This window comes from Agromyces soli, assembly GCF_022811605.1.
Taxonomy (GTDB): domain Bacteria; phylum Actinomycetota; class Actinomycetes; order Actinomycetales; family Microbacteriaceae; genus Agromyces; species Agromyces soli.
On record NZ_CP094533.1, the window covers coordinates 2,702,095 to 2,717,123 of the forward strand.

At 73.3% G+C, this 15,029-nt stretch carries 11 protein-coding genes; 9 read left to right on the forward strand and 2 right to left on the reverse strand.

Annotated features, from left to right (window positions below; translation table 11 throughout):
* The first annotated feature begins 23 nt into the window (after positions 1 to 23).
* Positions 24 to 2,603, forward strand: a complete 2,580-nt coding sequence (gene glgP, locus MTP13_RS12945; RefSeq protein WP_243568150.1) for an alpha-glucan family phosphorylase — start codon at positions 24 to 26, stop codon at positions 2,601 to 2,603.
* Between the two features lie 8 nt (positions 2,604 to 2,611).
* Here the strand turns inward: glgP and ybaK are convergent, their stop codons facing one another.
* Positions 2,612 to 3,109 (reverse strand): Cys-tRNA(Pro) deacylase, encoded by a 498-nt coding sequence (gene ybaK, locus MTP13_RS12950; RefSeq protein ID WP_243568151.1) that lies wholly within the window; start codon positions 3,107 to 3,109, stop codon positions 2,612 to 2,614.
* On the reverse strand, positions 3,109 to 5,196 hold the full coding sequence (locus MTP13_RS12955; protein ID WP_243568152.1) for a glycogen debranching protein: 2,088 nt from the start codon (positions 5,194 to 5,196) through the stop codon (positions 3,109 to 3,111). The genes ybaK and MTP13_RS12955 overlap by 1 nt, the downstream gene beginning before the upstream one ends.
* Positions 5,197 to 5,249: 53 nt before the next feature.
* Here MTP13_RS12955 and MTP13_RS12960 point away from each other — a divergent pair, with 53 nt between their 5' ends.
* From MTP13_RS12960 to MTP13_RS12995, 8 genes are all read left to right on the forward strand, one after another.
* Positions 5,250 to 6,473, forward strand: a complete 1,224-nt coding sequence (locus tag MTP13_RS12960; RefSeq protein ID WP_243568153.1) for a cysteine desulfurase family protein — start codon at positions 5,250 to 5,252, stop codon at positions 6,471 to 6,473.
* A gap of 84 nt (positions 6,474 to 6,557) precedes the next feature.
* Entirely contained in the window at positions 6,558 to 7,697 is a 1,140-nt protein-coding gene (gene mnmA / locus MTP13_RS12965; protein ID WP_243568154.1) for a tRNA 2-thiouridine(34) synthase MnmA, read from the forward strand.
* A gap of 45 nt (positions 7,698 to 7,742) precedes the next feature.
* Positions 7,743 to 8,444: an aminoglycoside 3'-phosphotransferase gene (locus tag MTP13_RS12970; RefSeq protein WP_243568155.1), complete on the forward strand. Its 702-nt coding sequence runs from the start codon at positions 7,743 to 7,745 to the stop codon at positions 8,442 to 8,444.
* Between the two features lie 77 nt (positions 8,445 to 8,521).
* Positions 8,522 to 10,867, forward strand: coding sequence for an NAD-dependent DNA ligase LigA (ligA, locus tag MTP13_RS12975; RefSeq protein WP_243570829.1), 2,346 nt, complete (start codon positions 8,522 to 8,524; stop codon positions 10,865 to 10,867).
* Positions 10,868 to 10,905: 38 nt separating this feature from the next.
* On the forward strand, positions 10,906 to 11,208 hold the full coding sequence (gene gatC / locus MTP13_RS12980) for an Asp-tRNA(Asn)/Glu-tRNA(Gln) amidotransferase subunit GatC (protein ID WP_189084818.1): 303 nt from the start codon (positions 10,906 to 10,908) through the stop codon (positions 11,206 to 11,208).
* Entirely contained in the window at positions 11,205 to 12,746 is a 1,542-nt protein-coding gene (gene gatA, locus MTP13_RS12985; RefSeq protein WP_243568156.1) for an Asp-tRNA(Asn)/Glu-tRNA(Gln) amidotransferase subunit GatA, read from the forward strand. The genes gatC and gatA overlap by 4 nt, the downstream gene beginning before the upstream one ends.
* Complete coding sequence (gene gatB / locus MTP13_RS12990; RefSeq protein ID WP_243568157.1) at positions 12,746 to 14,266, forward strand: Asp-tRNA(Asn)/Glu-tRNA(Gln) amidotransferase subunit GatB; 1,521 nt, start codon at positions 12,746 to 12,748, stop codon at positions 14,264 to 14,266. Before gatA ends, gatB begins: the two co-directional genes overlap by 1 nt.
* Positions 14,267 to 14,374: 108 nt before the next feature.
* Positions 14,375 to 14,995: a hypothetical protein gene (locus tag MTP13_RS12995; RefSeq protein ID WP_243568158.1), complete on the forward strand. Its 621-nt coding sequence runs from the start codon at positions 14,375 to 14,377 to the stop codon at positions 14,993 to 14,995.
* Positions 14,996 to 15,029 lie beyond the last annotated feature (34 nt).

Sequence of the window (15,029 nt, forward strand, 5' to 3'; positions counted from 1 at the left end):
CGAGGGCCTCCTAGTCTGAGGGGGTGAAGTCGATCCGGAAGTTCACCGTCCGTGCCGTCGTCCCCGAGCGCCTCGCCGCGCTCGAGAAGCTCGCGGCGAACCTCCGCTGGGCGTGGCACGAGCCGACGCGACGGCTGTTCGAGCACATCGACCCCGAAGCCTGGGCGCGCTCGGAGCACGACCCGGTGACGTTCCTCGGCGAGGTCGAGCCGGCCAGGCTCGAGCAGCTCGCCGCCGACGACGAGTTCGTCGCCCGAGCCGAGCGCGAGCACGCCGAGCTCGACGCGTATCTCACGGAGCCGCGCTGGTACCAGCGGCTCGAGGAAGAGCGGCCCGAGCTCGTCGCCTACTTCTCGCCGGAGTACGGCATCGCCGCCGCGCTGCCGCAGTACTCCGGCGGCCTCGGCATCCTCGCCGGCGACCATCTGAAGGCCGCCTCCGACCTGGGCGTACCGCTCGTGGCGGTCGGCCTGTTCTACCGCACCGGGTACTTCTCGCAGTCGCTCTCGCCCGACGGCTGGCAGCAGGAGCGCTATCCCGCGCTCGACCCCGACGGCCTGCCGCTCTCGGTGCTCCGCCGGCCCGACGGCAGCGCGGTGCAGATCTCCCTGGCGCTGCCCGACGGCGGCACCCTGACGGCGCGGGTCTGGCGCGCCGCGGTGGGCCGGGTCACGCTGCTGCTGCTCGACACCGACGTGCCGGCGAACGGCGACGAGTGGCGCGGCGTCACGGACCGGCTCTACGGCGGCGGCAGCGAGCACCGCCTGCTGCAGGAGCTGCTGCTCGGCATCGGCGGGGTGCGGGCGCTGCGCGCCTGGGCCGAGCTCGCCGGCGCGCCGGAGCCCGAGGTGTTCCACATGAACGAGGGGCACGCGGGCTTCCTCGGCCTCGAGCGCATCTCCGCGGCGATCGGCGAGGGGCTGACGTTCCCCGAAGCACTGCAGCTCGTGCGCGGGGGCACGGTGTTCACGACGCACACCCCGGTGCCCGCCGGCATCGACCGCTTCGACCGCGCCCTCGTCGAACGCTACGTCACCTCCGAGCTGCTGCCGGGCGTCGCGCCAGCGGACGCGCTCGCCCTCGGCGTCGAACCGGGCGCGGACCCCGAGACGAGCGCGTTCAACATGGCGGTCATGGGGCTGCGCCTCGCGCAGCACGCCAACGGCGTCTCCGAACTGCACGGACGCGTGAGTCGCCGCATGTTCGCCGCCCTCTGGCCGGGGTTCGACCCGGAGGAGGTGCCGATCACCTCCGTGACGAACGGCGTGCACGCACCCAGCTGGACCGATCCCGCGCTCATCGCGCTCGCCGAACGCACCCTCGGCACCGACGACAGCGAGCACGCCGACTGGCAGACCCCCGCCCTCGGCGACGCCGAGCTCTGGGCCGTGAAGCGCGAGATGCGCGCGAGGCTCGTCGAGGAGGCGCGCCGTCGTCTCGTGGCCGGTTGGGAGGAGCAGCATCCCGGCGGCCAGGCGCCGGAGTGGATGAGCCGAGCACTGGACCCCGACGTGCTGACCGTCGGCTTCGCCCGGCGCGTGCCGACCTACAAGCGGCTCACCCTCATGCTGCAGGACCCGGAGCGCTTCGCCGCGATCCTGACGAACCCGGTGCGCCCGGTGCAGTTCGTCATCGCCGGCAAGGCGCACCCCGCCGACGACGAGGGCAAGCGGCTCATCCAGCGGCTCGTGCAGTTCGCCGCCCGGCCGGAGCTGCGGGAGCGCATCGTGTTCCTGCCCGACTACGACATCGGCATGGCCGAACTGCTCTACCCGGGCTGCGACGTCTGGCTGAACACCCCGCTGCGGCCGCTCGAAGCCTGCGGCACCTCCGGCATGAAGGCGGCGATGAACGCCGCCCTGAACCTCTCCATCCTCGACGGCTGGTGGGCGGAGTACGCCGCGGACGACTTCGGCTGGGTCATCCCCTCCGCGGACTCCGCCGGCGACGAGGGCGAACGCGACGAACGCGAGGCCGCGTCGCTCTACGAGCTCCTCGAGCACCGCATCGTCCCCGCCTTCTACGACCGACCGGACCCGGCCGAATCGGCCGGCTTCTTCGAACGCGACGCCGACGGCGTCCCGGGGGAGTGGCTCAGGATGCTGCGCGCCACCCTCGCCCGACTCGTCCCGGAGCTCGGGGCCGACCGGATGGTGCGGGAGTACGTCGAACGGCTCTACCGCCCCGCGGCCGAGCGACGCCGCGCCCTCGTCGCCGACGGGGCCCGCGGCGCCCGCGAGCTCGCCGCGTGGAGCGCGAGGGTCCGCGACGCCTGGCCGGAGGTGCGCGTGCTGCACGTCGAGTCCGGCGGCCTCGACCAGCCCGCCGTCGGCGACGAGCTGCACGTGCGCGCCGAGCTCGCCCTCGGCGGTCTCGACGACGCCGACGTCGCCGTCGAGCTCGTCTCCGGGCGCAGCCGTCCCGACGACTCCCTCGCCGAGCCGCGGACGACCCGCCTCGCCCGCCTCGGCGATGGGGAGTACGGCGGCACCGTCACGCTCGACCGTGCCGGCGCCTTCGGCTACACCGTGCGGGTGGTGCCGTCGAACCCGCTGCTCGCCGGGCCGGCCGAACTCGGACTCGTCGCGCTCGCCGAGGGCTGAGGCCGAGGTCAGCGCGAGCGGGCGATCGGCGCGTAGCTGCCGCCGGTCGCCCGGAGGAGGTCGTCGGGCGCGAGCTCGAGATCGAAGCCCCGACGACCGCCGGAGACGAGGATCGACTCGAACAGGATCGCGGTCTCGTCGAGCACCGTCGGCAACGTCGTCTTCTGCCCGATCGGGCTGATGCCGCCGAGGACGTAGCCCGTCTTGCGCTCCGCGAGCGCGGGATCGGCCATCTCGGCCCGCTTGCCGCCGACCGCCTGCGCGAGCGCCTTCAGGTCGAGCTGCTCGGCGACCGGCACGATACCGACGACCAGCGCGCCGTCGACCGAGGCCAGCAGCGTCTTGAACACGCGCTCCGCCTCGACGCCGAGCTTCTCCGCCGCTTCGAGGCCGAACGCCGCGGCACGCGGGTCGTGGTCGTAGGCGCGCGGGACGAAGGCGATCCCCGCCCCGGTGAGCGCGATCGTCGCCGGGGTACCGGCCGCGGGCTCTGCGCGCTTGGCCATCAGGCATCCCCGCCCTCGGGCTCGGCTCGGAGCAGCTGCATCGACCACGCGGCGACCGGCAGCCGCGCGCCCGCTGCGAGCGCCCGGGGGTCGGGCTCGGGCTCCTCCAGCGCCGAGTCCCAGCACACCGTGTAGCCGGCGACGCCCGCGTGCGCGGGCAGCACCACCTCGGTGTCCCCGGAACGGGCGTGCACGACGAGCAGGATGCGGTTCGGCGGCTCGTGCTCCGGCGTCGACGCGGCGAGGTACTGCAGCGTGCGCTCGGCCGGCGAGTTCCAATCGTCGATGCCCATCGACTCGCCCTCGGCGTTGTACCAGTCCATCTGCGTCGCACTCGGCGTCGTCTCCCCGAACACGCCGTAGCGGACGGGCCGCAGCGCCGGGTTCTCGGCACGGAGCCGGAGGAGGGCCCGCACGGTGCGATGCAGTGCCGGCGCCGAGTGCGGCCGCTCCTCGGCCGACCAGGCCAGCCAGGTCAGCGGCGAGTCGTGACAGTAGGCGTTGTTGTTGCCGCGCTGCGTCCGCCCGTACTCGTCGCCCGCGGTGAGCATGGGCACCCCGGCCGAGAGCAGCAGGGTGCCGAGGAGGTTCCGGATGCTCCGGCGCCGCGCGGCGCGCACCTCGGGGTCCGCGGCCTCGCCCTCGACCCCGTGATTGTACGAGCGGTTGTGATCGGCGCCGTCGCGGTTGTTCTCGCCGTTGCCGAGATTGTGCTTGACGTCGTACGCGGTCAGGTCCGCGAGGGTGAAGCCGTCGTGGGCGGTGATGAAGTTCAGACTCGCGAGCGGGCCCCGTTCCGGCGGGAAGGTGTTCGCCGACCCCGCGATCCGCGTGGCGAAGCGGCCGATCCCGCTGCCGGCCGAACCCGTCTCGCGCTCCTGGCGCAGATCCGTCAGCCAGAAGTCGCGCATCCGGTCGCGATAGCGGTCGTTCCACTCGCTGAACCCGGCGGGGAACCCGCCCGTGCGCCAGCCGTCGGGGCCGAGATCCCAGGGCTCGGCGATGAGCTTCGACGCCCCCACGACCGGATCGTCGAGCATCCCGCGCAGCAGCGGGTGCTCCGGGGTGAACGCGCCGTGGTCGTCGCGACCGAGGGTCGCGGCCAGGTCCAGCCGGAACCCGTCCACGCCGAGCTCGCCAGCCCAGTACCGCATCGAGTCGAGTGCGAGGCGCACCGTCTGCTCCCGGCCGAAGTCGAGCGTGTTGCCGCAGCCGGTCGTGTCGACGTACCGGCCGTGCGCGTCGTGCCGGTAGTAGGCGGCGTTGTCGATGCCGCGGAAGCTGTACGTCGGTCCTTCTCGATGCTCTTCGGCCGTGTGGTTGTAGACGACGTCGAGCACGAGCTCGAGGCCGGCCTCGTGCAGGCGCCGCACCATGCCCGCGAACTCCCGGCGGACCCCCGCGGCCCCCTCGGACTGCGCCGCCGCGCTCGCGTACGCGCCGTGCGGCGCGAAGAAGCCGAGCGTGTTGTAGCCCCAGGCGTTCACTCGGCCCTGCCGGACGAGCCGCTCCTCCGACACGAACGCGTGCACGGGCAGCAGCTCGACGGTCGTCACCCCGAGATCGCGCAGGTAGTCGAGCGAGGCGTCGTGCGCGAGGCCCGCGTACGTGCCGCGCAGCGCCTCGGGCACCGCCGGATTGCGTTTGCTGAAGCCCCGCACATGGGTCTCGTAGACGACCGTGCGATCCAGCGGAACCCGGGGCGCGGCGACGCCGCCCCAGTCGAAGCCGTCTCCGTCACCGAGCCGACCGAGCGCGACGCCCCGCCAGGATCCGTCGCCGGCGCGGATCAGCCCCCGCGCGTAGGGGTCGAGCAGATCGTGCACGGGGTTGAAGGCGTGCTCCACCCCGGCCGGCCCGTCCACCCGCACCGCATACCGCGCGCCGGGCGTGAGCGCGCCGGAACGCCCCGACCAGACGCCGTGCTCGTCGCGCTCCAGCGCGACCCGGTCGACCGCCCAGTCCACGTCGCCGTCGTCGAAGACGACGAGCTCCACCGCCGAGGCGTGCTCCGACCAGATCCGCACCGCACCGCCGTCGACACCGGGGGCGGCGCCGAGCTCGCGCAGGGGATCGGGGGCCGACATGCGATCTACAGTAGTTCGTGGACCACAGGCCACCCGGAGGAGAGGAGCGCGGCGTGCCCGTCTACCTCGACCATGCCGCGACGACCCCCATGCGGCCGGAGGCCGTCGCCGCACTCACCGCCGCGCTCGGCACGGTGGGCAACCCCGCCTCGATCCACAGCGCCGGCCAGCGCGCCAAGCGCTCGCTCGAGGAGTCCCGCGCCGTCGTGGCCGCGACCCTCGACGCCGACCCGATCGAGCTCGTCTTCACCGGCAACGGCACGGAGGCGATCAACCTCGCGATCAAAGGGCTCTCCTGGCAGCGACAGCACGACGCCGAAAGGCCGCGGATCGTGCTGCCCGCTGGCGAGCACCACGCCACGCTCGACACCGTCGAATGGCTCGCCGCCCACGAGGGCGCGGAGATCGTCGAACTCCCGCTCGACGAGCTCGGCCGACTCGACGTCGACGCGCTCGCCGCAGAGCTCGAGGCCAACGCCGACCGGATCGCGCTCGTCACGATGCTCTGGGCGAACAACGAGGTGGGCACGGTGCAGCCGGTGGCCCGGGTCGCCGAGCTGACGGCCGCCGCTGGCGTGCCGCTCCACCTCGACGCCGTCGCGGCCTACGGGCAGCTGCCCGTCGGCCTGCACGCGCTGCGCGCCGAGTCCGGCGCGCAGCCGGGGGCAGGGCTCGTCGCGATCAGCGTCTCGGCGCACAAGATCGGCGGCCCGGCCGGGATCGGCGCCCTCGTGCTGGACCGCACGGGGCGCATCGAGCCGCTCATCCACGGCGGGGGGCAGCAGCGCCGGGTGCGGTCCGGCACGCAGGACGTCGCCGCCGCTGCGTCCTTCGCCGCCGCGGCGGAGGCGGTGGCGCTCCGGCTCGACGCCGACGCCGAGCGCATGGCCGCGCTCCGCGACCGGCTGATCGCGGGCGTCGCCGCAGTGGCGCCCGACGCCGTGCTGTCCGGCGATCCAGCGCCGTCCGGACGCCTGCCCGGCAACGCGCACTTCGCGTTCCCCGGGTGCGAGGGCGACTCGCTGCTCTTCCTCCTCGACGCCGCCGGGGTGGCGGTCTCGACGGGATCGGCGTGCCAGGCCGGGGTGCCCGAGCCCTCCCACGTGCTGCTCGCGATGGGCCGCAGCGAGAGCGAGGCGCGCGGCGCGCTCCGCATCACGCTCGGTCACGACTCGAGCGAGGACGACGTCGACGCGTTCCTCGCGGCGCTGCCGGCCGCCCACGAGCGGGCGGCCAAGGCGGGACTCGCCGCTCGTCGCACCTCCTTCGACCGCTGACGCCGCGCGCGGCATCCCCGTCTGCTCCCGATCGATCCGCGCCATCCGGCCGTCGTCCAGCCGCGACTTCGTAGACTGGTGGGCATGCGAGTGCTAGCAGCCATGTCCGGGGGCGTCGACAGCGCCGTCGCCGCGGCGCGCGCGGTCGAGGCCGGCCACGACGTCGTCGGCGTGCACCTCGCGCTCAGCCGGATGCCGGGCACGCTCCGCACCGGCAGCCGCGGCTGCTGCACGATCGAGGACTCGATGGACGCGCAGCGCGTCGCGAACCTGTTGGAGATCCCGTATTACGTCTGGGACTTCTCCGAGCGCTTCAAGGAGGACGTCGTCGACGACTTCGTCGCCGAGTACACCGCCGGCCGCACCCCGAATCCCTGCATGCGCTGCAACGAGCGCATCAAGTTCGCCGCGCTGCTCGAGAAGGCGCTCGCGCTCGGCTTCGACGCGGTCGTGACCGGCCACTATGCGAAGGTGCTGCCGGGCCCGTCGGGGGAGCTGGAGCTGCACCGTGCGAGCGCCGAGGCCAAGGACCAGAGCTACGTGCTCGGCGTGCTCACCGCCGAGCAGCTCGCGCACGCGTGGTTCCCGCTCGGCGACACCCCGTCGAAGGAGCTCGTCCGCCAGGAGGCGGAGCGACGCGGGCTCGCGGTCGCGCGCAAGCCCGATTCCTACGACATCTGCTTCATCCCCGACGGCGACACCAAGGGCTGGCTCGCCGATCGCGTGGGCGAGACCCCCGGCGACATCGTCGACCGCACGGGCGCCGTCGTCGGCAGCCACGACGGCGCGCACGCGTACACCGTCGGCCAGCGCCGCGGCCTCCGCCTCGGCACGCCGGCGCCCGACGGACGGCCCCGCTTCGTGCTCGAAGTGCGGCCGAAGGAGAACACCGTCGTGGTCGGCCCGAAGGAGGCGCTCGCGACGGCCGAGATCGCCGGGTCGCGGTTCAGCTGGGCGGGGCTCGACCCCGTCGCCTCCGGGCTCGTCGGCGCCGACGGCGAGGACTTCGAGTGCGAGGTGCAGATCCGGGCGCACGCCGACCCGGTGCCCGCGGTCGCCCGTATCGATCGCGGCGGCGAGGGCGCCGCGGAGCTCGTGGTGCGCCCCACTCAGCCGCTCGACGGCGTGGCCCCCGGTCAGACCGCCGTGGTCTACGTCGGCACGCGGGTGCTCGGGCAGTGCACCATCGATCGCACGGTCAGTGCCGTCCCGGTCGGCGCGTAGGTGGGGGAGCCTGAGCTCGCGAGCCATCGGCCGGATGCCGAGGTCATGCGTCCTGCGAAGGTGCTCGAGCTCGCCGCGGGACGCCCGACGATCCCGCTGTGGCGGAACGAGGCGGGCGGACTGACCTTCCGCATCGAGGGCGACCGCGCGAGCGTCGTGAAGTGGAACCCGACCGGCTCGGGAGAGTCGCTCGCCGACGAGGCCGAGCGGTTGCGCTGGCTCAGCGGTCGGGTCCCAGCCCCTCGGGTGATCGAGGCGGGGGCGGATGCCTCCGGCGAATGGCTGCTGAGCGAGGCCATCCCGGCCCGCTCCGCCGTCGACGCGCGCTGGCTGGCCGAGCCCGACACCGCGGTGCGGGCGATCGCGGACGGACTCCGACGCCTGCACTCGCTGGAGGTGGACGACTGCCCGTACGACTGGGGCGTCGCGCACCGGCTCGCGATCCTGCGCCGCGACGGCCTGCCGGTGCCTGCGGAGCTGCGCGAGCCGCCGCCGGTCGACCCGGTCGTCTGCCACGGCGACCCGTGCGCGCCGAACACGCTGCTCGGCGACGACGGGGCCTTCGCCGCGATCGTCGACGTGGCGAGGGTCGGCGTCGCGGACCGCTGGGCCGACCTCGCGGTGGCGAGCCTGAGCCTCGACTGGAACTACGGGCCGGGCTGGCAGCCGGCGTTCTTCGCGGCGTACGGCGTCGAGCCCGACGAGCGACGGCTCGCGTACTACCGAGCGCTCTGGAACGCGGAGTGAGTGTCGCCGGTCCTCCGTAGGATTGGCCTGTGAGCGAGACGAATGCGGCGAGCGAGTTCCCGGCCGATTTCGAGGGCATGAGCTTCGACGAGGCGCGGGCGGAGTCCGAGCGGCTGGCCGAGCGCATCGAGGCTGCGCGCCTCGCCTACTACGGCGACGGCGACTCGACGCTCTCCGACGCCGAGTACGACGCCGACTTCCATCGCCTCGAGGCGCTCGAACGTGCGTTCCCCGAGCTCGCCGGGCAAGACAGCCCCACGCAGCAGGTCGGCGCGGCGATCGTCTCGGCGGGCTTCCCCGAGCACGAGCACGCCGAGCGCATGCTGAGCCTCGACAACGTCTTCTCGATCGAGGAGTTCCGCGACTGGGCGGCGAAGACCCAGGCCGCCGCCGGGCGGCCGGTGCACTGGCTGTCCGAGCTCAAGATCGACGGGCTCGCGATCAGCCTCGCCTATCGCGACGGCGTGCTCGAGACGGCCACCACCCGGGGCGACGGGCGGGTCGGCGAGGACATCACCGAGAACGTCGACTGGATCCCGGTGATCCCGCGCACGCTCTCGGGCGAGGGCTTCCCCGCCTTCTTCGAGGTGCGCGGCGAGGTGTTCCTGCGCACCGTCGACTTCGAGGCGCTGAATGAGCGCCAGCACGAGCTGCAGGCCGCCTACGAGGCCGAGCAGCTGGCGAAGGGCCGCCCCGCTGACGAGATCCCCACCAAGTACCCCGAGTTCGCGAACGCGCGCAACACCGCGGCGGGCAGCCTGCGGCAGCGTCGCGAGAAGAAGGGCCCGGTCGAGCTCGAGCTCATGCGCGAACGGCTCGGCCGGCTCTCCCTGTACCTGCACGGCATCGGCGCGTGGCAGCACCCCGAGGTGCGCGCGCAGTCCGAGATCTACGGCCTGCTCGCCGGCTGGGGCCTGCCGGTCTCGCCGCACTCCCGGGTGTTCTCGTCGGTCGACGAGGTCGCCGAATTCATCGCCGACCGCGGCGAGCACCGCCACGACGTCGAGCACGAGATCGACGGCATCGTCGTGAAGGTCGACGAGCTCGCGCTGCACGACGAGCTCGGTGCCACGAGCCGGGCGCCGCGCTGGGCCATCGCGTACAAGTACCCGCCCGAGGAGGTGCACACGAGGCTCCTCGACATCGCCGTCGGGGTCGGCCGCACCGGCCGCGCCACCCCCTACGCGATCATGGAGCCGGTCAAGGTCGCCGGCTCCACCGTGCGCCAGGCGACGCTGCACAACCAGCAGGTCGTGAAGGCCAAGGGCGTGCTCATCGGCGACACCGTGGTGCTGCGCAAGGCCGGCGACGTCATCCCCGAGATCCTCGGTGCGGTCGAGCAGTTGCGCGACGGCACCGAGCGCGAGTGGCAGATGCCCGAGCGCTGCCCCGAGTGCGGCACGCCGCTCCGGCCCATGAAAGAGGGCGACATCGACCTGCGTTGCCCGAACGCGAAGTCCTGCCCGGCGCAGGTGCGCGGGCGCATCGAGCACATCGGCTCCCGCGGCGGCCTCGACATCGAGGCGCTCGGCGAGGTGACCGCCGCGGCGCTGACCCAGCCCACTGTGCCGGCCGAACCCCCGCTCGCCACCGAGGCGGGACTCTTCGACCTCACCCTCGACGAGCTCGTGCCGATCGAGGTCGTCGTACGCGACGCCGAGACCGGCGAGGTGAAGATCGACGAGCAGACGGGGGAACCCGTCCGGCGACTGCCCTTCCAGAAACTCGGCCCCGCGAGCTACCCGCCGGGCACCGAGGCGATGAGCCCCGCCGAGCGCCGCGCCGCCGGCGTGCGCAAGGACCACCGCGAGGTCGGCCCCTCCGAGGCGGCGACGAAGCTGCTCGCCGAGCTCGAGAAGGCCAAGACCAAGCCGTTGTGGCGGCTCATCGTCTCGCTCAACATCCGGCACGTCGGCCCGGTCGCCGCACGTGCCCTGGCCGAGTGGTTCGGTTCGCTCGACGCGATCAGGGCCGCCGATCGGGCCGAGCTCGCCGAGGTCGAGGGAGTCGGCGGCATCATCGCCGACTCGCTCCTCGAATGGTTCGACGTCGACTGGCACCGCGAGATCGTCGACCGCTGGGCTGCCGCGGGCGTGCAATGGTCGACGCCCGGGCACCCCGGCCCCGGGGCGGCGGTCGCCGCGGGCGGCGTACTGGCCGGTCTGACCGTCGTCGCGACGGGCAGCCTGGAGGGCTTCACACGGGAGGGCGCCCAGGAGGCCATCATCTCCGCGGGTGGAAAGGCCGCCTCGAGCGTCTCCAAGAAGACCGACTACGTGGCCGCGGGCCCCGGTGCGGGCTCCAAGCTCGCCAAGGCGGAGGAGCTCGGCATCCCCGTCCTCGACGCCGAGCAGTTCCGACTGCTCGTGACCGAGGGCCCGTCCGCGCTCGGCGACTCGATCCCCGGCGACGCGCTCGAATAGACTGGCAGGCATCCCCGTCACGACACGTTCGGAGCAGCATGCCTGAAATCAGTGCGGAGCAGGTCGCCCATCTGGCGAACCTCGCTCGCATCGCGCTCACCGAGGAGGAGATCGCGCACCTCACCACCGAGCTCGGCCAGATCATGCAGGCCGTCGAGCAGGTGAACCAGGTCGCGACCCCCGACGTCCCGCCGACGAGCCACCCCATCCCGATGCAGAACGTCTTCCGCGCCGATGTGGTGACCGACGACGTGCTGAGCCCCGAGCAGGCGCTCTCCGGCGCCCCTGAGCGTGACGGCGACCGCTTCGTGGTCTCCGCGATCCTGGGGGAGGAGCAGTGAGCCACTCCGACGAGCTGATCCGTCTCAGCGCCGCCGAGCTCGCCGGCCGCCTCGGCCGCGGCGAGGTGAGCTCCGTCGAGGCGACGCAGGCGCACCTCGACCGCATCGCCGCCGTCGACGGCGCCGTGCACGCGTTCCTCCACGTGAACGCCGAGGGCGCCCTGCGCGCCGCCGCCGAGGTCGACCGGGCCCGCGCCGCGGGCGAGTCGCTCGGCGAGCTCGCCGGCGTGCCGATCGCCATCAAGGACGTGCTCGTGACCGAGGGCATGCCCTCGACGTCCGGCTCGAAGATCCTCGAGGGCTGGATCCCGCCGTACGACGCCACCCCCGTGCGCAAGGTCCGCGAGGCGGGCCTCGTGCCGCTCGGCAAGACGAACATGGACGAGTTCGCCATGGGCTCGTCCACCGAGCACTCCGCGTACGGCCCGACGCACAATCCGTGGGACCTCGACCGCATCCCCGGCGGCTCGGGCGGCGGCTCCGCCGCCTCCGTCGCGGCCTTCGAGGCGCCCCTCGCCCTCGGCAGCGACACGGGCGGTTCGATCCGTCAGCCCGCGCACGTGACCGGCACGGTCGGCGTGAAGCCCACCTACGGCGCCGTGAGCCGCTACGGCTCGATCGCGCTGGCCTCCTCGCTCGACCAGATCGGGCCCGTCACCCGCACGGTGCTCGACGCGGCGCTGCTGCAGGACGTCATCGCGGGCCACGACCCGCACGACTCCACCTCCATCGCCGAGCCGTGGCCCTCGATGGCCGAGGCGGTGCGCCGCGCCGACGTGCAGGGCCTGCGCATCGGCGTCGTCAAGGAGCTCGACACCGACGGCTTCCAGACCGGCGTCCGTCAGCGATTCCACGAGTCGCTCGAGCTGCTCGAGCGCAACGGCGCCGAGATCGTCGAGGTCGAGGCGCCCAACTTCGAGCACGCGATCGCCGCCTACTACCTCATCCTGCCCGCCGAGGCCTCCTCGAACCTCGCGAAGTTCGACTCGGTGCGCTTCGGCCTGCGGGTGACCCCGCAGGGCGGCGGCACGGTCGAGCAGGTCATGGCGGCGAGCCGCGAGGCGGGCTTCGGCCCCGAGGTGAAGCGCCGCATCATCCTCGGCACCTACGCCCTCTCGGCCGGCTACTACGACGCCTACTACGGCAGCGCCCAGAAGGTGCGCACGCTCGTGCAGCGCGACTTCGACCAGGCCTTCGCGAAGGTCGACGTGCTCGCCACGCCGACCGCGCCGACGACCGCGTTCAAGCTCGGCGAGAAGCTCGACGATCCGCTCGCGATGTACCTGAACGACATCGCGACGATCCCGGCGAACCTCGCCGGCGTCCCCGGCATCTCGCTGCCCGCCGGTCTCGCACCGGAGGACGGCCTGCCCGTCGGCATCCAGTTCCTCGCCCCGGCCCGCCAGGACGCCCGCCTCTACAACGTCGGCGGCGCCCTCGAGCGGCTGCTCGAGGCGGAGTGGGGCGGCCCGCTGCTCGCGAAGGCCCCCGACCTCTCGACCCACGAGCTCACCGCGACCGAGGAGGGCGCACTCTGATGGCGCGCGTCGAACTGATGGACTACGAGCAGGCGCTCGAGCTCTTCGAGCCGGTGATCGGCCTCGAGGTGCACGTCGAGCTCAACACCGAGACGAAGATGTTCTCGCCGGCCCCGAACCCGGCGAACGAGAAGTACCACGGCGCGGCGCCGAACACGCTCGTGTCGCCGGTCTGCCTCGGTCTGCCCGGCTCGCTGCCGGTCGTGAACGGCGAGGCGGTCGAGAAGTCGATCTCGCTCGGCCTGGCCCTCGGTTGCTCGATCGCCGAGTCGAGCCGCTTCGCCCGCAAGAACTACTTCTACCCGGACCTCGCGAAGAACTACCAGATCTCGCAGTACGACGAGCCGATCGCGTTCGACGGCGAGGTCGAGGTCGAGCTCGCCGACGGCCGCACCTTCCAGGTGCCGATCGAGCGCGCGCACATGGAAGAGGACGCGGGCAAGCTCACGCACGTCGGCGGCGCCACCGGACGCATCCAGGGCGCCGAGTACTCGCTCGTCGACTACAACCGTGCCGGCGTCCCGCTCGTCGAGATCGTCACCCGGCCGATCTTCGGCGCCGAGGGCGATGCGCCCGAGCTCGCCAAGGCGTACGTGTCGACGATCCGCGACATCGCGATCTCGCTCGGCATCTCCGAGGCGCGGATGGAGCGCGGGAACCTGCGCTGCGACGCGAACGTGTCGCTGCGCCCGCGGGGCGCGGAGAAGCTCGGCACCCGCACCGAGACGAAGAACGTGAACTCGTTCCGTTCCATCGAGCGGGCGGTGCGGTACGAGATCCAGCGGCAGGCGGCGATCCTCGCGAAGGGCGGCGCCATCACGCAGGAGACCCGGCACTGGCACGAGGACACGGGCACCACGAGCCCGGGCCGCCCCAAGTCCGACGCCGACGACTACCGCTACTTCCCAGAGCCCGACCTCGTGCCCGTGGTCCCGTCGCCCGAGCGCGTCGCCGAGCTGCGCGCCGCGCTGCCCGAGCCGCCGGCGGCCCGCCGTCGCCGGCTCAAGGCCGAATGGAGCTTCACCGACCTCGAGTTCCAGGACGTCGTGAACGGCGGCCTGCTGAACGAGGTCGCCGCCACGATCGCCGCCGGGGCGAGCCCCGCCGCCGCCCGCAAGTGGTGGACGGGCGAGCTCACCCGACTCGCCAACGCGAGCGAGACGGATGCCGCGTCGCTGGCGTCGCCCGAGCACGTCGCCGAGCTCGCCGCCCTCGTCGAGGCCGGCACGCTCACCGACCGTCTCGCGCGTCAGGTGCTCGAGGGCGTCGTGGCCGGCGAGGGCTCGCCGCAGCAGATCGTCGACGCCCGCGGGCTCGCCGTCGTCTCCGACGACGGCGCCCTCATCGCGGCGATCGACGAGGCGCTCGCCGCGCAGCCGGACGTGCTCGCCAAGATCCGCGACGGCAAGGTCCAGGCCGCCGGCGCGGTCATCGGCGCCGTCATGAAGGCGATGCAGGGCAAAGCCGACGCGGCTCGCGTCCGCGAGCTCGTGCTGGAGCGCGCCGCCGCGGCGGAGTAGCGAACTGCGCTCACGGGAGCCGGTGCCGATTCGTCGGCACCGGCTCCCAGCCGTTTCGTGGTCGCGCTCGGTACGATCGCCTTCCCCACCAGGAATGACGAGGACAGCATGGGATTCTTCGACCGACTCTTCGGCGCTCCCGAGGAGCGCCCCGCCGCCCAGCCCGCCCCGCGGGCTCGAGCCCTGAGCGAGGACGAGCTCGCGGTCGAGCGGTACCGCTACCTGCTGCGCACCGCACCGCCGGAGTCCATCGAGCAGGTGCACGCCGAGGCGTTCGCGAAGCTGACGCCCGAGCAGCGCCAGCAGGTCTTCCAGGCGCTCAGCGAGCAGGCGCCGGCGGGGGAGCGACTCGTGTCCGACGAGCCCAGCGCGCTCGCGCGGGCGGCGACCCGGCAGGAGCTCCGGGCCCCGGGCAGCATGGAGCGCGCCTTCCAGGGCGGCGGCCGCGGCGGTGCCGCTGCGGGCGGTCCGTCGTTCGGGCAGATGCTCGGCGGTTCCATGCTCGGCACCATCGCGGGCGTGGTGGTCGGCTCGGCGATCGCCCAGGCCTTCCTTCCCGGCCCCGGTGCGTTCGAGGCCGGCGGCGGCGAGGGCTCGGCCGAGCAGGGCGGCGACGCCGGCTCGGTCGATGCCGCGGGTGCCGATCAGGGCGGCGACGGCGGCTTCGGCGACGGCGGCTTCGGCGACTTCGGCGGCGGTGATTTCGGCGGCGGCGACTTCGGCTTCTGACCACCGGGCCGGCGATGTCGGCGGCGGGGGATAG

What these genes read in the sequence shown, in the direction of transcription:
- ybaK (WP_243568151.1), bottom strand. Translation starts at nt 3,109, where the DNA reads ATGGCCAAGCGCGCAGAGCCCGCGGCCGGTACCCCGGCGACGATCGCG.
- gatB (WP_243568157.1), top strand. Translation starts at nt 12,746, where the DNA reads ATGGCGCGCGTCGAACTGATGGACTACGAGCAGGCGCTCGAGCTCTTC.
- MTP13_RS12955 (WP_243568152.1), bottom strand. Translation starts at nt 5,196, where the DNA reads ATGTCGGCCCCCGATCCCCTGCGCGAGCTCGGCGCCGCCCCCGGTGTC.
- mnmA (WP_243568154.1), top strand. Translation starts at nt 6,558, where the DNA reads ATGCGAGTGCTAGCAGCCATGTCCGGGGGCGTCGACAGCGCCGTCGCC.
- MTP13_RS12970 (WP_243568155.1), top strand. Translation starts at nt 7,743, where the DNA reads ATGCGTCCTGCGAAGGTGCTCGAGCTCGCCGCGGGACGCCCGACGATC.
- gatC (WP_189084818.1), top strand. Translation starts at nt 10,906, where the DNA reads ATGCCTGAAATCAGTGCGGAGCAGGTCGCCCATCTGGCGAACCTCGCT.
- MTP13_RS12995 (WP_243568158.1), top strand. Translation starts at nt 14,375, where the DNA reads ATGGGATTCTTCGACCGACTCTTCGGCGCTCCCGAGGAGCGCCCCGCC.
- ligA (WP_243570829.1), top strand. Translation starts at nt 8,522, where the DNA reads ATGAGCTTCGACGAGGCGCGGGCGGAGTCCGAGCGGCTGGCCGAGCGC.